This window comes from Mesorhizobium sp. BR1-1-2, from assembly GCF_020165435.1.
Classification (GTDB): domain Bacteria; phylum Pseudomonadota; class Alphaproteobacteria; order Rhizobiales; family Rhizobiaceae; genus Mesorhizobium.
Window position 1 is genome coordinate 49,684 of record NZ_JAIUID010000020.1, and the last position, 23,075, is coordinate 72,758.

A 23,075-nucleotide genomic window follows, 5' to 3' on the forward strand; every position below is an offset into this window, starting at 1 on the left:
GTCATGCAACATTTCACACGGCCCCCGAGGAAGCTCCGCGGGCCGCGGTCGGGGGGGGGCGGCGCATGCCTGCCCGGACCCCGTCTGGGAGGTTATGATTTGACCGGCAGCCCGGTCGCCGCCGCGATCTGGGCGGCGGCATCGTCGAGGGCTGCCTTGGCATCGGGATAGCCGCCGGCGAGATATTTGGTCTGCACGGCGCGCATGATGATTTCGGCGTCGCTCTGGAACTGCGTGCCGCGGCTGGGGACGATCTTGGGCAAAGTGGCGAGGATGTCCTTCCACACCGCCTGGCCGCCCCAATAGGGCAGACCTTGCGAGACGTAGGGGTCGTTCAGGGCCGAGACCAGCGAGGGGACCAGGCCGAACTCCTTGAGCATGGTGATCTGGCCCTCATTGGTTTCGAGCGTGTATTTCAGGTACTCGTAAGCCGCTTCCTTGTTCTTCGACCCCGAAGTGATGGCCAGCGACGAGCCGCCGAGATTGGCGGCGCGCGGCCCGTCGGCGGTAAGGCTCGGCATCAGATAGACGCCCCATTTGCCGTTTTCGCCGGCCGATTCGGTGCGGATGGTGCCTTCATACCAGCCGCCATAGACCTGGGTGGCGACGGTGCCGGCGGTGTTGTTGGTGATCTTGGTGCCCCAATCGGCCGAGGAGATGATGCCGGCGTCCTTCATCTCCTTGATCTTGGCCAGCGTATCGACACATTTCGGCTGGTTTACCGTGATCGACTGGCCATCCTCGGAGAAATAACCGCAGCCCTGTTCATTGGAGATCATGCGGAAGAATTCGGTGTCGCCGTTGAAGTCGGCGTTGGTCATGGTGACGCCGGGATTGGCGGCCTGGATCTTCTTGCCGGCGGCGATGAAATCGTCCCAAGTCTTGATCGATGCCGGATCGACGCCGGCCTTCTCGTAGAAGTCGCGCCGGTAGAAGGCGGCGACCGGGCCGGAATCCCACGGCATGGCATAGGCCTTGTCGCCGACCTCGAGCTCGGTGCGCTTGAAATCGGGGAATTTCGCCTGGTCCTCGGCGCTGTAGCCCAGCGTGTGCAGGTCGACGAAGCAATCGGGAAACTGGCTCCAGTAATTCTCGGCCTCGCCGTTCTCGATGGTAACGACATCAGGCAGGCCGACGCCGCCGGCGGCACATCCGGCGATCGACTTGTCATAGGTCGGCTGGTTGCCGAGGTCCTGGACGGTGACCTTGATGTCAGGATGCAGCTTGTTGAACCCGGCAATCGTCGCCTTCAGCGACGAGGCGGCGATGTTCCAGCTCCAGATGGTGATTTCGCCCGATTGCGCGAAGGCCGGGGCTGAACCCAAGGCAAGCGCGAGCGCGGCGCAGGACAGTATGATGCGCATTGAAATCCTCCCATTTCATTTGCTCTCTCTGCGAGCCGGGCTAGACTATGCGGCGCGGAAGGCTTGTCCCCGACAAAGGGAATACGAAATTGGCGGAAAGTAAGATGCCGGACCGGCCGTTTTACCAGCCTGGCGCCAGCAGCGTGGAAGGAATGCCGCTGCTGTTGCAGATGTTCCACACCGCACCCCTGGTGATGCTCAAGCCGCACTGGCATGCGCAGGTCGAGGTGAACTTCATCGTGCGCGGCAGCGTGCATTACCGCATGAACGACCACGAAATCTCGCTTTCGGCCGGTGAGATGTGCCTGTTCTGGGGTGGATTGCCGCACCAGATGGACGATTTGAGCGACGACGCCATCTATGCCGGCGCGCATCTGCCGCTGGTGCATTTCTTCCGGCTGCATCTGCCGGCTGACATACGTCACCGGCTGATGACGGGTGCCACGCTGGTGACCAGCGCCACCGATCAATCCGACAAGGACAGTTTCGACCGCTGGAACCGCTACGCCCGCTCCGGCGACCCGGCCAGGGCGGAGCACGCCGTCAACGAACTGTTGCTGCGGCTGGAGCGGGTACGGTTCGAGCCCTACAGGCTGGTGCCGGAAAACGCGGCCGGCCAGGAAGCGGGCAGCCCGTTCGACCAGCAGTCGTCACGCAATGTCGGGCGCATGTGCGATTTCATCGCCGAGAATTTTCTCTACGACATCGATTGCATGAACATAGCGGCGGCCGCCGACCTCCATCCCAAATACGCCATGAGCATCTTCAAGAAATCCACCGGCATGACGCTCAACGAATATGTCAACCTGTTGCGGTTGAGCTATGCGCAGGCGCTTCTCATGCACCAGGACGCCAATGTGCTCAGGGTCGCGATGGATTCGGGGTTCGGTTCGCTCAGCGCCTTCAACAAGTCGTTCCGGAAGCTCGCCGGCATGACACCTACGGATTTTCGCAAGGGATTGGCGGGCGCCAGATAGCAGCGACGCGGCGCGGAAACCAGCGCATCGGGCGGCACTTCTTTTCCTGCCGGAAATCCACATCTGGGCGCTGGACAGGCCGGATTCCCATGCTATAACCCACGCGCTTTCAAGGGACGCCCACGGCGCTTCCATGAAATCCGGAGCGCGAGTTTTCGTTAGCCGGAACAGGCCCAGATAGCTCAGTTGGTAGAGCAGCGGACTGAAAATCCGCGTGTCGGTGGTTCGAATCCGCCTCTGGGCACCATTTTTTCTCAATTAAACAAAGACTTACTCTCTAGGGTAATAGCCTGGATGACTGTAACATCCGTGGCCATTGTGTAATTATACCGCCTCCATACCGTCGAGGGAGTGATTCAGGTATGGCTACGACGGTCAACAGATTTGGCCTAAATTGGCGGAGCCGGGAAACGGCCGCTGCACAGAGGACGCCTCTGCCGATAATGCCAGCGCTCCAGGCCAGTCCTGTTTGAAATCGCCTCGTGTCTCAGAACTTCATTCGAGAAGGTCCGGCGCGAAGAGGCGTAATCGGAGGGGCATCTCCCGCAGGTTCTGTCGCAAGCGAGAGCAGGCTCGCCGGCGCATCAAGCGCCGCATCCGATCCATGCTCGGCTCGAGGGAGGGTTGGAATAGCGCGTATCAACGAGCTGCCAAGTGCCGCTGAACGCCTGGACGAACTGGTCCACGGACTGCGCCCGTACCACCGTGGCCAGGGACGACATGCCCGCCGCCGCCAGACGACGGTCAAAAATCTCACCCCAACTAGAGGTTTGAGAGATATCGATGCCGGTCGCACCCAGATGCCGGAAGCCGGACTGGAACGCGGGAGCACCGTCAATTTGTTGAACCTTGGCGTCTGCGACGTGTCCCAAGCCGGGCACACTGCTTCGGCTTCAAACTGAATCAGGCGCACGATGCTTCCGCAAATGGACGCCGGAGCAGGCGAACCTGGCTCCGGCGCCATAAAGACCTCTACGGCTTGGCAACTGCCGCCATGGCGGCGCGCGCCTGCTCGACCAGATCGGCGCCGATCTTTTCGCTGTACTCTTTCACGACAGGCGCAACGCGTTCGGTCATGGCTGCGAGCGCTTCAGGCGTGGGTTGGGAAATCTCGAAGCCCTTCGCCGCGAGCTCCGCCTCCAAATTCTCTGCCTCCTTGCGAGAAATATCCCGTTGGAAGGCTGCCGATTCCTTTGCCGCTTCCATGACGAGTTTCTTGTCTTCGTCCGAGAGGCTTCCAAACCATTTCTGGCTCGCGAGAAGAACAAACGGCGTATAGACGTGGCCCGTCTTGGTCAGATACTTCTGCACCTCATAGAACCTTGCGGTGTAGATAAGAGCGTACGGCGTCTCCTGGGCATCGACGGCGCCATTTTCGAGGGCGCTGTACAGCTCAGGCCAGGGAAGCGGCGTCGGATTGGTTCCCAAAGCCGTCCAGGTCGCAATGAACAACGGGTTGGGTATGACGCGAATGTTGATCCCTGCCATATCGTCCACCGTTTTGACGGGACGAACCTTGTTGGTCATGTGGCGGAAGCCGTTGTCCCACCACGCCAGACCGACGATGCCGGTCTTTTCCTTCAGCTGTGCAAACAGCTGCTCGCCGACCGCGCCGTCCATGACGGCATCGACCGCGGCGAAGTCCTTGTAGAAAAACGGAAGGTCGTAGATCATGAATTGCGGAACGACGCCGACCAGGTTGGGCGTGGGGCCAACCATGATGTCTATGAAGCCGGCCTGAACCGACGCCTGCATCTCGGGCTCGCTGCCGAGCACGCCATTTCCGAACGTGTCGATCTTGATGCGCCCGCCCGTCTTCTCTTCCACCAGCTTCGCGAAATAGCGCGAAGCCTGTCCGACCGGATGGTCTTCCGTGGGCACGTAGCCCAGGCGCGGGTTCTGAGCCATGGCCGGAGCGGCAGCCAAGAGCCCTCCCAGCAACGCCGCAGTCAGAAACAATACTTTCTTCATAGTTCAACCTCCCAAGAATTGGTTCAAAGGAACCAGAATGCAGGAACTGCAACCACTAAGGAACAGGACCGGCGGTACGAGAATGGCCTATTCGGCCAAGACTAACGATGTGGCGTCCCTGGCTACTGAAGCGGGCGGTACGCCGCTTCTGCGCCGGCGATGCCTCCGACCGGCGGTGTGATCAATTTCTGCGGCCACGATGAACGCCCCCCGAATACACCCCGGCCGATGCTCCCCGCCGCGCCAAAGTCAGGTCAGACCAACGGCCCGCCCTCACGATGAGGACGGGCCACCGGCAACATCAATCAAGCCATCCCTTGCCCGAGATCGGGGGCGTCGGGGGATTCGGCTGGGAGGCCGTTGGGGGCCAGTTATGCGTACCGGTCGGGAAGGGATTGATAGCAATCCGCGTGTCGTACCCCGGACAATAGTTCGCCGCCGAGTGCCACCGGCCGGCCGGGACATAGACAATATCGCCGGGCTCTGAGACGAAGCCCGGCAAGCCTTCGAGGTTGTATTGGATCTGACCTTCCATGATGAACCAGAATTCACCATAGTTGATGTGCCTGTGCCCGAGCGCCGTGGGGGGCTGCATATTGCAGTTGAACGCCTGGCCGCGGATGGCGTTAACGAACAAGCCAGGGGCGGTTACGAATGCGCCGCCCGAGGGCGAAGCAAGGAAATCCCTGAAAGTAGAATTGCCCGTCCCAAGGGCTTCTGCACCCGGATCCTGTCGCGTCAACCCCCAGGTCATCCCCGCCGGCGGCTTCGGCAAGGTTGCCGCCGCCTGCGGGTAAGTGATCTTTGCGTCCGCGGTGAAGACCTCGAAGTGCAGGGACGGCACCGCGCCGACGTTCTTCATCTGGAACTGTGTGCGCGCGGGAACCTGGACCATAAAGCCTTTGGTGGCCGTAAACGGCGCCTCGCTCCCGATCGTGAACTCGACCGAACCTTCCCAGACAATGAAGGCGGCGCGGGTATCCGATATGAACATGGCCGGCGACTGATCACCGACCGCCAACTGCACCCATGAAGCCTGCAGGTGCTTGTCCCTCACGACCTCCTGGTGCCAAGTCTTGGACTGATGTGCGGGAGAAATCTTGGCGCGCACGTCGGCTATCGTCGTATGCGGCTTGTTCGGGGCCTTGTATGGTGCCAGCGCCACCGGCTTTGGCGTCCAGGTGAACACCGTCTGTGCGAGCGCCGCGGTGGACGATACCGCCCCGATCGCTAGCGCGGCCACGACGGCCAATCCGCCTTTCCATAGGTTCATAAGAGTCACTCCTCCGTTTTCTGCTTGACCGATGGTGACACCGCGAATCTGACCGAAACCCCCAAGCATCGACCGATCAGAGAGTCCACAATGTGGACGCAATGTCCAACAATGTATACTGGGCAGACTATTAACGGATTGTCAACGCCTCACCGCCGCACTTCAGGGCCTTGGCGATCGGATGCTTGCCTGTTGGGTTAACGTGCATGGGTCCTAACATCCGCTGACAGTGCAGGAGGCCTCGGCGGCTGATCGGAGGCTGTCTAGGGTACGGGTGTGATCGCCGCTCCACTCTGGAACCAGGCGATCACGTTCTGTGCCACGAGGTCCGCCATTGCGGTGCGCGTGCTGACCGACGCGGATCCGATATGCGGTAGGATCGTCAGGTTATCGAGCCCCAGCAGGTCTTCGGAGACATTGGGTTCATCCGCGAGCACGTCGAGGCCGGCCGCCGCAATGGCTCCTGTGCGCAGGGCGCCGATCAGTGCATCCTCGTCCACGACCGTTCCGCGGCCTACGTTGATGAACACACCCTCGGGCCCGAGGGCGGACAGCACCTCGGCATTCACGCTGTTTGCGGTCGACGGGTCGCCCGGCACGATGGAGATGAGCACATCGACGGCACTGGCGAGTTCCAGCAGTGAAGGAAAGTAGTCGTACGCGACCCCCTCCGCCGGACGCCGGCTGTGATAGGAAACAGGAAGCCCAAACGCTTCAACTCGTCGGGCGATGCAGCGACCGATCCGCCCCATTCCGTAGATGCCGACCCTGCGGTTCCGCAGCGTCAGACGGCTAAGCGGGTAATCCGATGCTTTCCACCGGCCCTCGCGAACGAAGGCTGCCGCCTTGGGTATCTCGCGCACGACGCTGATAAGGAGCCCCAACGTCAGATCGGCGACCTCCTCGTTCAGGACATCAGGGGTGTTCGTAACGACGATATTCTTGCTGCGTGCGTAGGCAGCATCCACCGCGTCGTAGCCGACGCCGTAGCTGGCGATGATCTCAAGGTTGGGAAGGGCGTCTATGAACTGCCGATCGATTCTGGCGCGACAGGCCACGGCACGAATTGACGTCCGCACCTCCGGAGACAGATGGGCGTGAATGTCACAGTCAGGGGTTTCGACCAGGCTGAAATGCGTTCTGAGCATGCAGCGGGCATGCTCGTGCATCCAGCCTGGTATCAACACGGTGGCGGCGGGTTTCGACAAAGGCTTTCCTTCCGGTTCGGGGGTGTCACTGCCGGCACGAATGGCCGCAGGCGAATCAGGGTTTTCGCACGGGAGGCCTTTGGACTGCGCAATGCGCCGATAGTGAGCCGCGGACTTGATTTGGCTTCGAGTTCGCGGCGGCTGGCCAGTTCCTCCGGCGAAATCAGCATGTCAGCGGTTCCTGTACCATGTCCTCCAAGATCGCCATCGATCTGACCATAATGTGGTCAATCGGTCCAAAATTTGGATAAGGGCCCGCAACCTCTTTGTCAAGGCGGCGGGAACGCCGCCGCAACCATAAGGTGGAGCTTGACAAGTGTGCAGTTCCACCTAATGCTTGGGCAGATTGTCCATATTATGGACTAAGCGATTCCAAGAAGGTCGCGGGTTCGCATTCACCGGCTGCACGAAATGTGCCGAATGCCAGACGGTGGCTGCAGCGATGCATGTGCGGAATGTCAAGGAGTGTGGCAGCGTGAACAATATAAACTACCTTACAAATATCAATTTCGGACTTGGAGCGGCCGAGTCACTGGCAGAAATTTTGCGCGAACTCGGCGTGTCCCGCCCTTTGGTGATCAGCGATCACGGCATCAAATCCGCTGGTTTGCTTGAGCGTCCGGTATTCGAGTTCCTGAGAACAGCGCCGATCTTCCTGGACGTTCCCTCCAACCCGACTGAGGCCGCAGTTGCTGCCGGTCTCGCGCTGTACAGGCAAGGCGACTGCGATGGGGTAGTGGCGATTGGCGGAGGCTCTCCGATCGACCTGGCCAAGGGCGTGGCGCTGCTCGCCACGCACAATGGTGAACTTGAGCGTTATGCAGCGATCCTGGGCGGGGTGGCACGCATCACCGGCGCGGTAGCGCCCCTTGTGGCCATCCCGACAACGGCGGGTACGGGGTCCGAAGTTGGACGCGCGGCACTGATCACACTGGATGACGGCCGGAAGCTCGGGTTTATCAGCCCCTACCTCATCCCGCGCAGGGCGATCTGTGACCCGGGGTTGACGATGGGGCTCCCCCCGGCTCTGACGGCCTCGACAGGGCTCGACGCACTGTCGCATTGTATCGAGACGTATCTTTCCCCCCGCTATAATCCACCTGCCGAGGCAATTGCCACCGACGGCTTCCAACGCATCTGGAAGGCTTTGCCTGTCGCCTACGCAGACGGCGCGAACGCGGAGGCGCGGACCGAACTCATGATGGGTGCCCTCGAAGGGGGCATGACGTTTCAGAAGGGGCTTGGAGCCGTCCATGCGCTTAGCCATGCATTGGGCGGTCTCAAGGAGGCTAAGCTCCATCATGGGACGCTCAACGCCATCCTGATGCCGACCGTCCTTCGGTGGAACGTGCAAGTTGAAGCCGTGGCTCAGAAGGTCGACTACCTCGAGCGCCTGGCGGGACTTGAACATACAACGCTCGCAGATGCGCTGGACGGGTTGAACCGTAGTCTGGGCATTACGCCCAGATTGTCCGAACTGGGGGTCCCCCGGCACGTCATCGATTGGGTGTGTGAGCGAGCCATTGCAGATCACAGTCATCCCACAAATCCACGTTCGCTGACCAAGGAAGACTACGCCGCGATCCTTGAGACCGTTTTCTAGGCTGCGAATGCCCTCAAAGGAGGAGCGAGGAGGTAATTCCGTGAGACCGATCGTGATCGTAACGGGCGCAAGCCACGGCATCGGTGCCGCAACGGCGCGGCTGTTCGCCGTTGAAGGCTACGATGTTTGCATAAACTATCTTTCGGATGCTGCCGCCGCATCCGAAGTCGTTGAGCACTGCAAGGCCGCAGGCGCCCGCGCCATCGCGGTACAGGGAGACGTGGGCAAGAAGGAGGACATCGAGGCCCTGTTCAGCGCCTGCGACGATGCACTTGGGCGAGTGACCTGCCTGGTCAATAATGCCGGGATCATTGGGAAAGCCGGCAGAATCGAGGAGTTGCAGCCCGCGGTGCTGGAAAACACCTTCAGGACCAACGTCTTCGCCGTCATGTACTGTATACAGGAGGCGGCGAAACGCATGTCCAACCGCAAGGGCGGCAGAGGCGGGACGATTATCAACATGTCTTCGCTCGCCGCCTTCCTCGGCAGCCCGAACGAATATGTGCATTATGCCGCAAGCAAGGGTGCAGTGGAATCCATCTCCATCGGCGCGGGCAAAGAACTGGCGCCGGAGGGCATCCGCGTGAATGCCATACGTGTCGGGACCACCAACACGAGGATACACACCCAAGGCGGAAACCCCGAGCGACCAGCCAGGATTGCGGCGGCAACCCCGATGGGGCGCATCGCGGAGCCTGAAGACATCGCGCGCGCGGCCCTGATGCTTGCGTCTCCTGGCGCGGGGTTCATGACAGGCACCCTGATCACGGTGTCCGGGGGGCTCTGATGCTCCGCGGTCGGGATTCCGCTGGGAGGACAGGCTGGCCTGGCACTCCCCGCTGAGACCGGTCGCGCCCCATCAACGGGCATTCATTCCAACTCAATTGCCGCGCGACGCCAGTCAAGCACTCTGTAAGGTGCCTCGTCCGCGTTCGACACAAGTATCAATGCTTCAAAAGATTCGCTGTAGCCGGACAGCAGGGTCGTCCGGAGATCGACGCGCCAGCTCGGTGCCGGCTTCAGCGTGTTGAAGGTCACCCCCGCCAGCGACTGATCGAGTTGCTCGCGCGACAGACGGCCGGCGTGGAAATCCTTGATCGCCTTTCGCACCGACGCCGGCAGGCCAGGAATGTCGCCCAGCAGTCCATCATCGAGCGCTTCCAGGCGAACGCCGGCCAAGCCGGAGGAGACGGTGACATAGGGTTCGATGGCGATGGCCATGTCGGGCGTTATTCCCGGGAAGGCGGCCAATTCGGAGACCGTCTGAAACAGCTTTGTGTCGTTTCCAGACTGCTGCGGAGCGGAACCTGCCGGCTGTCCGTTCAGCGGAGTCGGCCGGGCGCGGTGGCCGATGATCTTTGTCGCCAGATCGTCCGCGGTTCCGGGAGCGGCGCCGGCGGCTCGCAACGCGCCAACGATCAGCGGCCGCTCGGCGGTGTTGAGATCGATCCGCAACGCTTCATTTCTCGCGGAGATGGAAGCGACCCCGGCTGGCAGGGTGATCGTGGACGATATCTGATCGCTCAGCGCGACTACACCGTCCGGCGGGCCGGCGCGGATCTCGGCCGCGGCCTGCGACAGCCCGGCTTCAGCCAGAATGCGCGCCGACGCCTTGTCTTCCGTGACGCGCACACTGGCCACGACCCCGGTCATCTGCACGCGAAGTATCACGGCAAGGAATCCCAGAAAAATCATAATCCACAGGACGCTGACGAGGATTGCACCCCGCCGGCTCGTTGACGAGTTCATGCCCACTGCCGCAAGACCCATTTCGCCCCCATGCCTCGCCACGAAAGATGACGCCACGATCCCGTCGAAATCAAGACTTCGCCTCCCCCGGCCCAAGCAATGTGATCACCATGCGGCGGGCAACCACGCCCAGACGATGGCCAGTGCCGGCGCGAGGAACGTTCCGAACGGAACGCGCGCCGCGGCACGGAGCGGGCGGCGCAAGCGAACCGCGCGGATGACGCTGAAGATGAAAGCCGCGACCGAAGCGAGTAGGATCTGGGCGCCGACGCCGGCCAGCCCGACCAGGACGGTGGACACACCGATCAGCTTGATGTCGCCGAAGCCTATGCCGTCGCGGCCGCGCAGCCTCCCATACGCGACGTCGAACAGACACAGCAGGAGCATCAGGGCGCCCCCCGGCCCGATGCGCCAGGCGAGCGCGGCGAAATCGCTCGCCTCGAACCACCAGTCGGCGAGCGCGACGACCAAGATGCCGGCCGTGTAGCGGTCAGGAATGAGCAAAGACGCAAGATCATGAACCGCGATTGCCGCGGCCAGAACACATAGCGCAAGCGTCGACGCGACGACGAATGCGGGGCTTCCGATGACAGCGGGCACGGTAGCGGCGGCGAGCGCGACTGCGACGGCGGCGGCAGACCGACGCCGCGCCCTCAGAATCTTCATTCGATCATCGTCTTGGCAGGCCGCCGCAGCGGCACGTTTCTGGATGGCTGGTTCATCAGCCGCAATTGCGACCGCATCTCCTCCGCCACATGTTGCGCATCCATGCCGTCCTTCATGACCTGAGGCCGAATCAGGATGATCAGCTCCGTCCGCGTCGCGGAGTTCTGGTTGCTCCGGAAGGCGTCGCCGATGACGGGCAGATCGCCAAGCACCGGCACGCCGTCGCGGCCGCGCTGCTGGCGTTCGCTGATCAGGCCGCCGAGCATCACGGTCTGGCCGCTGGTGACCGATACGGTCGAGCTGACCTTTCGTTGCGATATGGTCGGCGTCAGGGACTGGGCCTGGCTGCGCTGGACGGAGCTGATCTCCTGTTCGATGACGAGGCTGATCGTGCCGTTCCCGGTGATCCGGGGCAGAACCTTCAGGATCACGCCGGTATCGCGGAACTCGACGTTGTTGACGACCGGCGCTTCGGGATCGGTGACGGACTGCGCGGTGCGGGTGACGATCGGGATTTCATCACCGACCTGCAGCAAGGCGGGCTTGTTGTCGAGCACCACCACCGAGGGCGAGGAAAGCACCTTGACCTCGGTAACGCCGCGCAGCGCATCGATGACAACGCGCGGCTCGGTGTCGGGGCCGAGCAGCAGGTTGAAGCCCGGAAGCGTTCGCGACAGCACGGCCTTGCTGGCCTCCTGGAACAGACCGACCGATCCGTTGTTGCCGCCCGCGCCGATATCATTGGATTTCAGGAAGAACTGCACGCCATAGCGCAGCTCGTTGGTCAGGGTGACCTCGGCTATCGTCGCTTCGATAGCGACCTGCTCTTGCGGCCGGTCGAGTGCGGTGATCGCCTGTTCGATCAGCCGTTGCTGGTCGGGCCGTCCGTAGATGAGAATAGTGTTGTTTTCCGGGTTCGCCGCGATGCGCACGCCGCTTTGCGACCCACCACCACCGCCCGGGATAGGCTGGTCGGTGTCGCCACCGGGGGCCGGTAGGCTATCCGCCATGCGCTGATCCGGCGTCGCAGTGGCCGGCTGGGAACCATTGGCGCCCTGATTCTGGCCGTCGGCCTGCGAGCCGGGCGGAAACTGCGAGGCCGGGTCTTCCGAAGCCGACGATGCCGGGGCGCCGTTGAATATTTCGTTGACCATCGATGCAAGGCGCCGTGGCTCCAGGTGCTGGACCTTGTACACCCGCAAATTGGAGGCAGACGCGTCGATCCGGTCGAGCCGTTCGATCCAGCTCGCCGCGCGCTGCAACTGGTTGCGCGTCTTCGCCACCACCAGAATCGCATTGCTGCGCTCGATCGGCTGGACCCTGATCGTGTTGCGTCCGCGCCCCCCCTCCCCGATGTCGAGCACGCGGGTCAGCTCGGGCATCATGGTGGCCGCGCTGGAATTGTTGACGGGGAAAATGCCGACCGACTGGTCGGCCAGCCAGTCCTGGTCGAAAGAGCGCGCTGCTTCGATCGCCGCGGTCCGCTCCGCCGCCGTCCCCTGGAAGATCAGCGCGTTGCGGCTGGGATCCTCGCGCACCATGCCGGGACGGGTGACGAAGTTTTCGAGCAGCGGCAGGATCGTGCTGGCGGAAACGTTTTTCAGGGGAAACACCGTGACGGCGTAGCCGGGCTGGATGGTGCCCGGATCGAGTTCGGCGGCTCCGAACGCTTCGTTCGAAGGAATCAGCCGCAGACGGTCGCTTTCGCGCATCATGGCCACGCCGCTGCTGTGCAGCGCGGACTCGAACATGATGAGGATTTCGGCGGCCGGCGTAGGCTTCGACGTCGTGATCGATACCTTGCCCGCGATCCTGGGGTCGAGCGAATAGCTGATTCCCAGCACCTCCCCCAGCACCGTGCGGGCCGCGACCTTGATCTCGGCCTCCTCGAGGTTGACCTCGAACTTTTCGCCGCTCAGCCGCTCGAGCGACTTGCGCTCGCCGGCGGTCAGCTGCTGTCTGTATCCGTAGTATACTTCACCCTGCCGGTTGTTCTGCGTGCGCCCGAAGCCGAGCCTCGACAGAAAACCGCCGCCGGAAGGCTTGCGCGCACTTAAATCTGCGTTCGCGACCTTGTCCATGGCATCCGGCCGCGCGGCAACGTCTCCAAGATAATCACCAGTGGAGGTACACGCGGCCACTACCGCCAAGAGGCAGGCCGCCGCGCCGCTGCGAACCCACACGGAACAGGCATTTGGAGCGCTGCCTTGCCGACCTACCCTCACCTACACACCCAACCCAAGCCTACGCCCGGCGCCTCGGGAAAATACCGTTCTATGACGCTTGAAAACCACAAAGCACGCCTTCTGCTTCCCGCTTGGACACCGTACACCTCGTCGACTTCGGTCAGCCCGAGGCAGGCGAGGAACTCAAACACGTGCAGCGATTGGACATTGACATGCGCCAGCGGTTGCAACTCGCCCCGCACCGGGGCCTTGCCGACGTCCTCGTCGGGGCCCTGTATCGCATCGGCGGAAAAGCCGTCGTCGAATGTCCAGTCCAAAACCCGACGTTTCGAACCTCAATGCAACCATGACGCTGGCACGCTCACCAGTGCCGGGAACAGAACCAGCAGCAAGATAAGGATCATCTGGGCCACAAGGTAAGGCATGGCACCCTTTGTAGCCTCCTCCATTGAAACTCCGCTTACTCCGCACACTGTGTTGAGGACCGTTCCGACGGGAGGCGTGATCATGCCCACCGCGTTGACCATCATGAAGATGACCCCGAAATAGACCGGGTCGATGCCGGCCGCATTGACGAGCGGTATGAGGATGGGCACCAGAATGGTGATGCAGGGTGCGAAATCGAGCGCCGTGCCGACGATGAAGACAGCCAGAACGATCATACCCATCAGCAGGATCGGCGAGTCGATGAATGGACCAAGGAGACTGACGAGCTGGGCGGGCATATCGGAAATCGTCAGCATGAAGCCGGAGATCATGGAGGCAGCCACCAACAGCATGATCACTGCTGTCAAGCGCCCGGCGGCGAGCAGCGCGTCATAGAGCAGCCTCGGTGTCAGTTCCCGATAAACAAACAGCCCGACGAACAGTGCGTAGGCAGCGGCAACGACGCCGGCCTCAGTAGGGGTGAAGATGCCGAACCGCAGTCCGGCCAGGATAATCGCTGGCATCATCAACGCCCAACCGGCGGTCATGATGGTTTTCGGGAGGTCCCTGCGCGGTATTTTGAGCCGGACCGTCGCCGTTTCCTTTTTGGCGAGGAACCACCAGGCGATTATGAGGCTCAGCCCCATCATGAGCCCTGGCACGATTCCGGCGAAGAACAGGCCGACGATGGAAATGTTTGCGGTGACGCCCAGGATGATGAACCCGACAGACGGCGGGATCACAGGGGCGATAATGCCTGTAGCCGACATCAAGCCCGAGGCTCGACCCATATGGTAGCCCGCATCCCGCATCAGGGGGACCAGCATGACCGCTAGCGTCGCTGTATCCGCGATTGCGGATCCGGAGACGCTGGCAAGCACCAAGCCAGTGCCGATGACCACGTAACCGAGGCCGCCACGTATGTGACCGACGAGCGCCAAGGCCACGTTGACGATGCGGCGGGAGAGGCCGCCGGCGTTCATGAGCTCGCCGGCAATGAGAAAGAACGGGATCGCCATCAGCGGATAGCTGTCAGCGCCATTGACCAGCCGCTGCGCCAGAATCTGTGCATCCAGATTTCCCATCAGCATCATCATCGCGACGCCCGACAGCATCAGGGCGAAGGCGATTGGAATCCCGATGCCCATCGCACCAAGGAGGGAAGCGATAAAGACCAAGCCGCTCACGGTGCTTTCTCCGAAATAAGCGCAGGGGGCACGACCGGCAGCGGCTCAACATGCTCCACCCCCGACCAGGGGGCGGGCAGGATGCCGCGCAGGGAGCGCCAGAGATCAAGGAGGAGAACCAGAGCCATCAGGATGGCAGAGACGAGCCCCGCGGCGTAGATGGAGCCCACGGGAATTCCCGACAGTGCCAGGACGTTGCCCCACTCGATGATGGTGAGTGACAAGCTCCCCTGTCCCATGAGCCAGCAGCACCAGAGCATGAGGCCGTATGAAACAAGAAAACAGGCGAAGCGCGCCCTTCGAGGCAACCGGACAACCAACGACTCGACGCCGAGATGCGCGCCCTTGGCCAGGGCCACCACGGATCCCATGAAGATGACCCAGACGAGGACCACGCGGGAGACTTCAACGGCAAACGGAATGCCTGAGCTGAAGCCGTAACGTAGCACGACATTTGTAAAGATCAGGATGCTGATGACGGCCATGCCGACGACGACGAAGACGTCAAAAGCCTTGAAAAGCCACTGTAACGGCGTGGTCATAACTGCTCCCAAAAGGTTGTGCGCGCATGCATTGATCCTTGCGGCACTCTGACGAGAACCCGCAGACCGTGAGCAGGGAGCCTCCAGCATGCTGATGGGGTAGAAACGCCCAATCGCGTGATGAAGGCCTGTCCTGCTCATCCGGTCGAACAGCGCAGGGGTAAAGGCAACGATCCCTCCAACCAGTATGACAGGAGGTCCCGGGCGAGCTTCCGGTGTCAGACACCTTCCACCACGGCCAGATGTGCCTTGGCATGCTTCTCGCGGGCCTTGATCGCCGTTTGATACTCTGGAGAGTTGTAGCAGGCGAGAGCGGTCTCGTAGTCCTTGAACTCGATGACCGCCAGGCGGTTCGCGTGAGGGCCTTCCATGACCTGGCTCATTCCCGCGCGAACGACGAAGGACGCCCCGTATTTGTCGAACGCTGCCTTGTTCAAGGCAATGTATTCTTTATAGCCCTCCTGGTCCGCAATATCGACCATTGCAACCCAGTATCCTTTTTTGGTCATCTGCTTCCTCTCCCACAGAAATTCCCGTACCCTCTCTTGGAAGATACGGACGTCCCGATGCGTTCAAATTCGCCACAAGTGCATTGGCCGTTGATCCTCCTCGATCACACGGTTAGAACCGGAGCTACGAACGCTGACTACAATATGGACAGCTTGTCCAAAACCGTGTAGTACCACCATGTTTCGTTGTCAAGCTTGCAAGGAGATGCGCCATGGGCCTAAGTGAGCTCCAGGACGAAGCCGACGAGAGAGTTCCTACTCACGTACAGGGAGCGGCCTCGTTCTCGAAGTTCATCACTGTTCTGCAGATCATCGCGGATGCCCCCGGAGCATTGGACATTGCGCAACTGACAAAGTGCGCGCCATTTCCCCGGGGGACGGTCTACCGCCTGGTTTCGGCGCTCACGGCGGAGGGCCTCATCACGCAGTCGGGAGAGGGTGGAACGTTCCGCTTGGGCCCGCGCCTCCTCCAGCTTGCTGCCAAGACCTGGGAGGACTCCGACTTGCGGACGATCGCTAGGGATTTTCTGGTTTCGCTCCGCGACGCAACGGATGAGGCGGTGCACCTTGCGGTGCCCAGCAACAACCGGATGGTCTACATAGACAAGTTGGTGGGCTCCAGCAGGGTTCAGATGAAAACCAGCATTGGCGGCCAGGTTGAACTTCACTCGACATCCGTGGGTAAGGCGTGGCTGTCTGGTCTACCAGACCAGCGGTTGATGGAAGTCATCAAGAGCCTGGATCTGAGACGCCATACCGCCAAGACGTTCACGACACCCGAAGCGCTGTTCGATGAGTTGAAGCGGACGCGCGAGCAAGGGTTCGCGTTCGATGACGAGGAGAACGAACCGGATATCCGCTGTCTCGGCAGCCCGATCTTCAATCGTTCGGGGGAACCGATCGGAGCGGTAAGTATCAGCATGCCCGTGTATCGGCACGACGCGCGGCGCCACGAGCTCTGCGCAAGGCTGGTGCGTCAAACGGCGAAACAGATCAGTGTCGAATTGTCCAGGATGGTGTAGCGCCGGGCGCGCCACCGCGTCCATCGCCACCATCGACCTACCGCTTCAACGACATCGCTATCATTCGACGCTGAGGAAGATGGCTGATCCAACAGCACCGAAACAGCCCTGGGGGCCTTTCAAGCCATGTCAGTCCGGAAACCCGGCAGGCAGGCCCGAAGGGACCCACAACAAGCTCGTTGGAGCATGCCTCGAGGACATGCTCGCGGATTGGGAGGCCACCGTGCCAGCAGCCATTGGCAAGAAGCGAGAGGAAAAGCTCGAAGTCGTCGCTTCGGTCCTGGCGCGAGACTTGCTGCACCAGATCGACAAGCGGCAGCCCTTCGTCGATGCCTTCGCCCATCGCTATGACCGTCACAGGCCACGCGACGCTCTCGACGAATCAACTGAGCCGAGTATCTCAAGACCTTCAGCGGCGCGCCCCGAAGGCCTCCTCACATGTCTTGAACCAGGACATCTTGCAGGATGACACCAGGCGAACTCACTGTGCCGGAATGGCTGCGACGATCTCAGGCGGTAGCCTGCGTGACATTGCTTGGCGTGCTTTTCCATATGGCATTTGCTTTCGGACACATCGATGGCCCGACGCATAGAAACGGCTTGCTCTTATCCAGCTTCGAGCGGTTGCTCGCACGATCCGGAGAAGGGCCCGCGTCGGGGCACCACGACGACAAGGGCCATTGTGACATATGCATCATCGGCTCCTTGGGAGCCGCACTGCCGGCGCCTCCGGCAGTTCATGTCCTTTCCGAGCTCACCTTTTACACGATCGACTGGGTCGCGACCGCGGCGCGCCCGGACACCATAGAACTCTCTTCACACTACGATATCCGCGGCCCTCCGGGAGCTTGAATGGATCGCTGAGCTGCCGCTTCTCGCGGTCGCGAAACGCGCCGACACTTGTCGATGGCGGCTATGATCATATCGATCTGGAGAGACAGAGATGGGATTGCATCACCACACCGGGACGTTGTTTGCCGCTGGCATGTTTATTGTTATTTCGACGGCGCACGCAGAAGAAGATCGTCGAGAGCTTGGACCACATGTCCATGGACACGGGACATTGGCGATCGCTTTCGAGGCCAACAATGTTCAGATGGAGCTCGCTGCCCCCGGCATGGATATTGTCGGGTTTGAGCACGAAGCTGAAACCGCAGAGCAGAAGAACGCCGTCGAGACCGCGCTCGCCGACCTTAAGGAACCCTTGAAGCTCTTCGCGTTGCCCGACTCCGCAGGGTGCACCGTCACCTCCGCCGACGTCAAAGTCGTCGCGGAAGAACATGAGGATCACCATGCCACGGCGGAGGCCGGTGAGGCCGCGGGTTCTGAAGAGCACGAGGCCCATCACACCGAGTTCCGAGCAACTTATGCTCTCGCCTGCGCGGATACTGCCCAGGCCTCGTGGCTCGACTTCCCCTTCTTCGATCGCTTCGCCGGATCCGGGAAACTCGGCGTGACGGTCGTCGATGCCAATGGACAGACCGCTTTTGAGGTGTCCCGCGAGGCGCGCTATCTGGAGAGATGAGATGAACGCGGAAGCCGCGACAGACGCCGTGCGCTTGCACGGCGTCGAATACAGGTGGAACGCGCGAGATCCGTTTTGCCTCTCAATCGGCGAGTTCGAAGTTTCCCGCGGGGAGCGTCTTCTGCTGCTTGGCGCATCCGGTAGCGGAAAGTCGACGCTCCTCAGCTTGCTGACAGGCATCGCGTTGGCGCAAGCTGGGCGCTTGGAAGTCCTCGGGCAACGGCTTGACGAATTGAGCGGCAGCGGGCGCGATCGGTTTCGGGCGGAACATTTTGGCATCATCTTTCAGATGTTCAATCTTCTTCCCTACGGCGCCGTCATCGACAATGTCCTGTTACCGCTCAGCTTCGCACCGGAACGTCGCGCCCGCGCAACGGCCGCGGGCGGCGCGGAGAGCGAAGCCCGGCGCCTCTTGTCGGCCCTGAGGCTTCCGGCAGATATCGGGCAGCAGACGGCGGCCACCTTGAGCGTCGGTCAGCAGCAACGCGTCGCCACGGCGCGGGCGCTCATCGGCTCCCCCGATATTGTTGTCGCCGACGAGCCGACATCGGCTCTCGACGACGATCGGCAGCAGGATTTTCTCGACCTGCTGTTCGGCCAGATCGAGGCCACAAAGGCAACTCTGATCATGGTCAGTCACGACCGACGCTTGGCACGACATTTCACCAGAGTGGTCCAACTCACCGACATCCTGGCAAAGTCGAAACGCGAAAGCGACAAGAGATGATCGTCGCCCGCCTTGCCTTCCAGTCCCTGAGCAACCGCTGGATTACGGTGCTGCTGACGATTCTTGCGATCTCCGTCAGCGTCATGCTGCTGCTCGGTGTCGAAAAGGTGCGCAGCGGCGCAAGAGGCAGCTTTGCCGGGACCGTGTCGGGCGCGGATGTGGTCATCGGTGCAAGGTCAGGCGCCATGCAACTCCTTCTCTACTCCGTGTTCCGCATCGGTAACGCCACCAACAACGTTACATGGCGCAGCTACCAGGATATCGTTTCGCGCTCGGAGGTCGCCTGGGCAATTCCGCTTTCACTTGGCGACAGCCATCGCGGCTTTCGCGTCATCGGGACGACTCCGGATTATTTTGTGCACTTCCGGTATCGCGGCGGCCAGTCCCTGCAGTTCGCCGCAGGCGCACCCTTCGATGACCTCTTCGATGTCGTCCTCGGCTCGGACGTCGCGAGCCGGCTTGGCTATTCCATCGGCGACAAGATCACCGTCGCGCATGGCGCGGGCTCCCTTGGGCCGCAGCATGACGACCTCCCGTTTCGCGTGTCCGGCATTCTGGCGCGTACCGGCACGCCTGTGGACAAGTCCCTCCATGTCAGTCTCAAGGCTGTCGAGGCCATTCATGTCGACTGGCGGTCTGGTTCACGGATCCCGGGGCAAATTACGACGGCCGACCGTCTGCGGCAGATGTCGCTTTCTCCGAGGGCGATAACCGCCGCGATCATCGGCTTGAAGTCGCGCCTGCAAGTCATCGGATTCCAGCGCGGGGTGAACGAATACAGGGCCGAGCCTCTTTCGGCTGTGCTGCCGGGGGTCGCTTTGCAGGAGATGTGGAGACTGGTCGCCACCGCCGAGACCGCATTGCTTGGCGTCTCCGCGATGGTCGTGGTGACCTCGATGCTCGGTTTGTCGGCGATGATCCTGTCGACGCTCAACGAGCGACGGCGTGAGATCGCGATATTGCGCTCGCTGGGGGCAAAGCCCGGCACGGTTGCAGGACTTCTTGTCGGAGAGGCGACACTGCTGACAGTGGCGGGGATCGCAATAGGGACGGCGGCACTTTATGCGGTCCTGGCGGCGGCCCGCCCGCTTATTGACAGACAGTTCGGCATCGACATCGGCATTCAGCCTCCATCCACGACCGATGCTCTGTTGCTATTGGCAATATTGATCGGCGGAATGGCGGCCGGTTTTCTGCCTGCCTATCGCGCCTACAGGATGTCCCTCGCAAACGGCATGATGGTGAGAACATGAAGACCCGAAGAACTTTCCTCCGCAACGCGAGATCGATGTTCCACAGCATCGCGCTCATGCTCGCGGTCTTGGGCCTTGGCTGCGGCGCGGCATATAGCGTGGGGCCCACCCAGCTGAAATGGGAGATGCTTGTCCCGCCGGCCAAATCGCTGGCAAATTCCCCGGACGAACTTCCTTTGGAGCAGCAGGAGGCATTGAGAAATGTCCTCTACTGGAAAGGTCACCCGTCGGGCGAGTTGAGCGAGGAGTTCGCACTCCAGCGCGAGGAAGCCAAGAAGAGGGTCGACGCCGACAGGGAGAAACTTGCAAAGCAGGGCGTCGATCTTGATGCGCTCTACGAACGATACGTAGCCTGGGCTACGGAGGTCGAGAGGCGCGGAACCCTTACCGAGCAGAAGTATGACGGCGAGCGGGTAGCCATCGCCGGATATCTTCTGCCGCTGGATTTCGATCCGAAGGGCACGACGGAGTTCCTGCTTGTCCCCTATTTCGGTGCGTGCATCCATGAGCCGCCACCGCCGCCGAACCAGGTGATCTACATAAAGTCATCCGCTCCGTTCGCGCCTGCGAGCCTGTTCGAGGGCGTTCGAATAACGGGCACGATGCGGGTGCAGTCCGAAAAGAAAGACCTCTCTTTCGTCGACGGTTCAGACGCCGTTGCTTCGGGCTATGTTTTGGAGGGCGAGAGCATCGAGCCCTATGAAAACGAGGGCGGCGGGCAATAGTGGCCACAGGCTGCGCAGGATTTTCCAACCGCCAGTCCGCAGATCAGAGGCAAGCACACCCGCGGACGGATTCGCTTAGCGAAACCCGGTGACCCTGAGTACCTCCGCCGGCGAGGTGAGACCTTGCCCTGCCTTCCTGGCACCGTCATGCGCCATCGTGCTCATGCCCCGCTCCAGCGCGAGCGCTTCGATCCTGGAGTGGTCTGCTCCTTGTGAAGCGAGCTCGATGATAGCCTCCTCGAGGACCAGTATCTCGAACACGGCGATGCGGCCTCGATACCCCGTGCCGTTGCAACGGCCGCAGCCCACTGCGTTGAACACTTTCTGGCCCTGGGAGAACCCGACAGCCTGGTAGCGCGAGTCGGAGGAGAAAGTCTCGGTCGAAAGAATTCCTTCCTGCTTGCAGTGATCGCAGAGCCGCCGCAACAGGCGCTGGGAGATGATGCCTCGTACGGCGCCGACCAGAAGATAGGTCTCGACACCCAGGTCGCGCATACGCGTGAAGGCCGCCGCAGCGGTGTTCGCGTGGACGGTGGTGAGAACGAGGTGTCCGGTGAGCGCTGCCTGGACGGCGGCCCGTGCCGTCTCGCCGTCACGTATCTCGCCGACCAGGATCACGTCGGGGTCCTGTCGCACGAACGTCCGGATCGCGGATGAGAAGGTGATGCCGATCGCGGAGTTGATCTGCGACTGCACGATGCCGGGAATCTGGTACTCGACGGGATCCTCGATGGTCACGATCTTGCGGCCCGGATCGTTTAGCTTCGAGAGCGCGGCGGCGAGCGTCGTCGTCTTGCCGCTGCCGGTCGGGCCGGCGACGGCGATCATTCCGTGGGTGTGCTCAAGGAGCCGGTTCAGCGTCTGCCGTTCTTCCCCGTGCAGGCCCACGCCAGCGAAATCCAGCAGGACGCTGTCGCGGTGCAGGATGCGCATGACGACGGTCTCGCCATGGATGGAGGAGAGGGTGGCAACGCGCAGTTCGACTTCGCGGTCGCCGATGGGAAGGCGCATCGCACCATCCTGAGGCTTGCGGCGCTCGGTGATGTCGAGGCCGGCGAGAACCTTGATTCGCGACACGATCGCATCGCCCATTTCGTGCGGCGGCGGAGGCATGATCCGCAAGACGCCGTCGATGCGGAAACGCATCACGAACCGTCCGCGCATCGGTTCGAGGTGGATGTCGGTTGCCCTCAGATCGAGCGCGCGCCGGAAGATGTCGTCGACGACGACCACAACCGGCGCGCCGCTCGCGAGATCCCGCAGGCTTGCGATAGCCGCTTCGGAGGTTGCTCCTTCGCCGGTGGCCTGGGCAACATCCTGGGTGCCGGAAAGGCGTTCCAGGCAGGATTCCAAGTCGGGTGCGGGAACCACGCAGACCTCGACGTCACCATCGAGAATGGATCGCAGCGCCTCTATCGGGTCTGCGTCTCCGGGGTGGAGAACCCCTATGACGGCGCTCCCGTCAGGCGCCGTGAGCGGCGCGATCCAGTTCTCCACAAGAAATCGGTTTGAGAGATTCTGCGCGACGGGCCTGTAGTCAGCGAGTTGCTGCCGGTCGAGAAGCCGCACGCCATAATAGGACGACAGGAAGCCTGCGAGGGCATCGGCGTCGACGATCTGCGCTTCGATCAGGCGGTGCAGGTCGGAGGCTCGCGAGGCCGTGCTCTCACCGAAAAGGCCCCGCGTAGCCTCGCGGCTCGCCAGTCCGGCATCGGCCATGGACGGCAAGAGTGAGTGTAAGTCTGTAAGCTTTGGGTTCATTGAACGTACCTGTCGCACTTGACCCGTGAGCACAATGGACGCCGGTTTGCACATGCCGAATCCGGCTGTCGGCCTAGTCCGCAGAGCGGTCTGCCTGACATACGATCCCGGATCCGGCGGTTCCCCGGAAGCTGCGCCAGACCAGAAGGCTGTGCGGTATAGGTGTCAAGAGCCCACGCCCTTCGACCGTGACGATCGTAGCGGAGGGCCGCTTCGGCCGAGGAAGATATCTTAGCCGCAAAGGCAGACTGCGCCGCGTTGGAATGAGCAGGCTTGGAGTGCTGGAGCCCTTCCCGCTTCATCGCCGTGCCGGGCGTATCAATCTCAGTGATCCATGGCCTTGACGATTTCCTCGGTCATCTTCTTGGCGTCGCCGAGCAGCATCATGGTGCCGTCCTTGT

At 61.8% G+C, this 23,075-nt stretch carries 21 protein-coding genes and 1 tRNA gene; 10 read left to right on the forward strand and 12 right to left on the reverse strand.

Annotation, left to right across the window (positions count from 1 at the left end):
- Positions 1-92: 92 nt before the first annotated feature.
- The gene (locus tag LB551_RS27555) at positions 93-1,364 is read right to left on the reverse strand and encodes an extracellular solute-binding protein (protein WP_224629511.1); all 1,272 of its coding nucleotides are present in this window, start codon (positions 1,362-1,364) and stop codon (positions 93-95) included.
- A 104-nt stretch (positions 1,365-1,468) separates the two neighbouring features.
- On the opposite strand from LB551_RS27555, the gene LB551_RS27560 reads away from it, so the two are divergent.
- Positions 1,469-2,341, forward strand: coding sequence for a helix-turn-helix domain-containing protein (locus LB551_RS27560; RefSeq protein ID WP_224661173.1), 873 nt, complete (start codon positions 1,469-1,471; stop codon positions 2,339-2,341).
- 171 nt (positions 2,342-2,512) lie between these two features.
- A tRNA-Phe gene (locus tag LB551_RS27565) sits at positions 2,513-2,588 on the forward strand.
- Positions 2,589-3,313: 725 nt separating this feature from the next.
- Here the strand turns inward: LB551_RS27565 and LB551_RS27570 are convergent.
- From LB551_RS27570 to LB551_RS27580, 3 genes are all read right to left on the reverse strand, one after another.
- Positions 3,314-4,312: a TRAP transporter substrate-binding protein gene (locus LB551_RS27570; protein ID WP_140552689.1), complete on the reverse strand. Its 999-nt coding sequence runs from the start codon at positions 4,310-4,312 to the stop codon at positions 3,314-3,316.
- Positions 4,313-4,613: 301 nt separating this feature from the next.
- The gene (locus LB551_RS27575) at positions 4,614-5,585 is read right to left on the reverse strand and encodes a cupin domain-containing protein (protein WP_224661174.1); all 972 of its coding nucleotides are present in this window, start codon (positions 5,583-5,585) and stop codon (positions 4,614-4,616) included.
- Between the two features lie 263 nt (positions 5,586-5,848).
- Entirely contained in the window at positions 5,849-6,793 is a 945-nt protein-coding gene (locus LB551_RS27580; RefSeq protein ID WP_224629504.1) for a 2-hydroxyacid dehydrogenase, read from the reverse strand.
- Between the two features lie 475 nt (positions 6,794-7,268).
- On the opposite strand from LB551_RS27580, the gene LB551_RS27585 reads away from it, so the two are divergent.
- Positions 7,269-8,396, forward strand: a complete 1,128-nt coding sequence (locus tag LB551_RS27585; RefSeq protein ID WP_224629503.1) for an iron-containing alcohol dehydrogenase — start codon at positions 7,269-7,271, stop codon at positions 8,394-8,396.
- A 40-nt stretch (positions 8,397-8,436) separates the two neighbouring features.
- Positions 8,437-9,183: an SDR family oxidoreductase gene (locus LB551_RS27590; protein ID WP_224629502.1), complete on the forward strand. Its 747-nt coding sequence runs from the start codon at positions 8,437-8,439 to the stop codon at positions 9,181-9,183.
- A gap of 83 nt (positions 9,184-9,266) precedes the next feature.
- Here the strand turns inward: LB551_RS27590 and LB551_RS27595 are convergent, their stop codons facing one another.
- The 7 genes from LB551_RS27595 to LB551_RS27625 form a co-directional block, all read right to left on the reverse strand.
- Positions 9,267-10,067, reverse strand: a complete 801-nt coding sequence (locus LB551_RS27595) for a type II secretion system protein GspK (RefSeq protein WP_224629501.1) — start codon at positions 10,065-10,067, stop codon at positions 9,267-9,269.
- A 183-nt stretch (positions 10,068-10,250) separates the two neighbouring features.
- Positions 10,251-10,811 (reverse strand): prepilin peptidase, encoded by a 561-nt coding sequence (locus LB551_RS27600; protein ID WP_224629500.1) that lies wholly within the window; start codon positions 10,809-10,811, stop codon positions 10,251-10,253.
- Entirely contained in the window at positions 10,808-12,952 is a 2,145-nt protein-coding gene (gene gspD, locus LB551_RS27605; protein WP_224661185.1) for a type II secretion system secretin GspD, read from the reverse strand. Before gspD ends, LB551_RS27600 begins: the two co-directional genes overlap by 4 nt.
- An 80-nt stretch (positions 12,953-13,032) precedes the next feature.
- The gene (locus LB551_RS27610; RefSeq protein WP_224629498.1) at positions 13,033-13,314 is read right to left on the reverse strand and encodes a DUF1007 family protein; all 282 of its coding nucleotides are present in this window, start codon (positions 13,312-13,314) and stop codon (positions 13,033-13,035) included.
- A gap of 18 nt (positions 13,315-13,332) precedes the next feature.
- On the reverse strand, positions 13,333-14,610 hold the full coding sequence (locus tag LB551_RS27615; protein ID WP_140552696.1) for a TRAP transporter large permease: 1,278 nt from the start codon (positions 14,608-14,610) through the stop codon (positions 13,333-13,335).
- On the reverse strand, positions 14,607-15,152 hold the full coding sequence (locus tag LB551_RS27620) for a TRAP transporter small permease (protein WP_224661175.1): 546 nt from the start codon (positions 15,150-15,152) through the stop codon (positions 14,607-14,609). Before LB551_RS27620 ends, LB551_RS27615 begins: the two co-directional genes overlap by 4 nt.
- Positions 15,153-15,370: 218 nt before the next feature.
- The gene (locus tag LB551_RS27625) at positions 15,371-15,661 is read right to left on the reverse strand and encodes a DUF1330 domain-containing protein (RefSeq protein WP_140552698.1); all 291 of its coding nucleotides are present in this window, start codon (positions 15,659-15,661) and stop codon (positions 15,371-15,373) included.
- 212 nt (positions 15,662-15,873) lie between these two features.
- On the opposite strand from LB551_RS27625, the gene LB551_RS27630 reads away from it, so the two are divergent.
- The 6 genes from LB551_RS27630 to LB551_RS27655 all read left to right on the forward strand — a co-directional run bounded on the left by LB551_RS27630 (position 15,874) and on the right by LB551_RS27655 (position 20,913).
- A complete protein-coding gene (locus LB551_RS27630; RefSeq protein WP_140552699.1) occupies positions 15,874-16,683 on the forward strand; it encodes an IclR family transcriptional regulator in 810 nt (269 codons plus the stop codon).
- Between the two features lie 223 nt (positions 16,684-16,906).
- The gene (locus LB551_RS27635; RefSeq protein WP_224661176.1) at positions 16,907-17,152 is read left to right on the forward strand and encodes a hypothetical protein; all 246 of its coding nucleotides are present in this window, start codon (positions 16,907-16,909) and stop codon (positions 17,150-17,152) included.
- A 474-nt stretch (positions 17,153-17,626) separates the two neighbouring features.
- Entirely contained in the window at positions 17,627-18,208 is a 582-nt protein-coding gene (locus tag LB551_RS27640; RefSeq protein ID WP_224661177.1) for a DUF2796 domain-containing protein, read from the forward strand.
- Between the two features lies 1 nt (position 18,209).
- Complete coding sequence (locus tag LB551_RS27645) at positions 18,210-18,935, forward strand: ABC transporter ATP-binding protein (RefSeq protein ID WP_224661178.1); 726 nt, start codon at positions 18,210-18,212, stop codon at positions 18,933-18,935.
- Entirely contained in the window at positions 18,932-20,188 is a 1,257-nt protein-coding gene (locus LB551_RS27650) for an ABC transporter permease (protein WP_224661179.1), read from the forward strand. The genes LB551_RS27645 and LB551_RS27650 overlap by 4 nt, the downstream gene beginning before the upstream one ends.
- A 35-nt stretch (positions 20,189-20,223) precedes the next feature.
- Positions 20,224-20,913, forward strand: a complete 690-nt coding sequence (locus tag LB551_RS27655; RefSeq protein ID WP_224661180.1) for a DUF3299 domain-containing protein — start codon at positions 20,224-20,226, stop codon at positions 20,911-20,913.
- Between the two features lie 75 nt (positions 20,914-20,988).
- Here LB551_RS27655 and LB551_RS27660 read toward each other — a convergent pair whose 3' ends face one another.
- Positions 20,989-22,632: a GspE/PulE family protein gene (locus LB551_RS27660; protein WP_224661181.1), complete on the reverse strand. Its 1,644-nt coding sequence runs from the start codon at positions 22,630-22,632 to the stop codon at positions 20,989-20,991.
- Between the last annotated feature and the right edge of the window lie 443 nt (positions 22,633-23,075).

Coding starts and splice junctions, on each gene's coding strand:
- LB551_RS27575 (WP_224661174.1), bottom strand. CDS start 5,585: ATGAACCTATGGAAAGGCGGATTGGCCGTCGTGGCCGCGCTAGCGATC.
- LB551_RS27640 (WP_224661177.1), top strand. CDS start 17,627: ATGGGATTGCATCACCACACCGGGACGTTGTTTGCCGCTGGCATGTTT.
- LB551_RS27570 (WP_140552689.1), bottom strand. CDS start 4,312: ATGAAGAAAGTATTGTTTCTGACTGCGGCGTTGCTGGGAGGGCTCTTG.
- LB551_RS27660 (WP_224661181.1), bottom strand. CDS start 22,632: ATGGCCGATGCCGGACTGGCGAGCCGCGAGGCTACGCGGGGCCTTTTC.
- LB551_RS27630 (WP_140552699.1), top strand. CDS start 15,874: ATGGGCCTAAGTGAGCTCCAGGACGAAGCCGACGAGAGAGTTCCTACT.
- LB551_RS27625 (WP_140552698.1), bottom strand. CDS start 15,661: ATGACCAAAAAAGGATACTGGGTTGCAATGGTCGATATTGCGGACCAG.
- LB551_RS27555 (WP_224629511.1), bottom strand. CDS start 1,364: ATGCGCATCATACTGTCCTGCGCCGCGCTCGCGCTTGCCTTGGGTTCA.
- LB551_RS27600 (WP_224629500.1), bottom strand. CDS start 10,811: ATGAAGATTCTGAGGGCGCGGCGTCGGTCTGCCGCCGCCGTCGCAGTC.
- LB551_RS27560 (WP_224661173.1), top strand. CDS start 1,469: ATGCCGGACCGGCCGTTTTACCAGCCTGGCGCCAGCAGCGTGGAAGGA.
- LB551_RS27620 (WP_224661175.1), bottom strand. CDS start 15,152: ATGACCACGCCGTTACAGTGGCTTTTCAAGGCTTTTGACGTCTTCGTC.
- LB551_RS27650 (WP_224661179.1), top strand. CDS start 18,932: ATGATCGTCGCCCGCCTTGCCTTCCAGTCCCTGAGCAACCGCTGGATT.
- LB551_RS27645 (WP_224661178.1), top strand. CDS start 18,210: ATGAACGCGGAAGCCGCGACAGACGCCGTGCGCTTGCACGGCGTCGAA.
- LB551_RS27655 (WP_224661180.1), top strand. CDS start 20,224: ATGTTCCACAGCATCGCGCTCATGCTCGCGGTCTTGGGCCTTGGCTGC.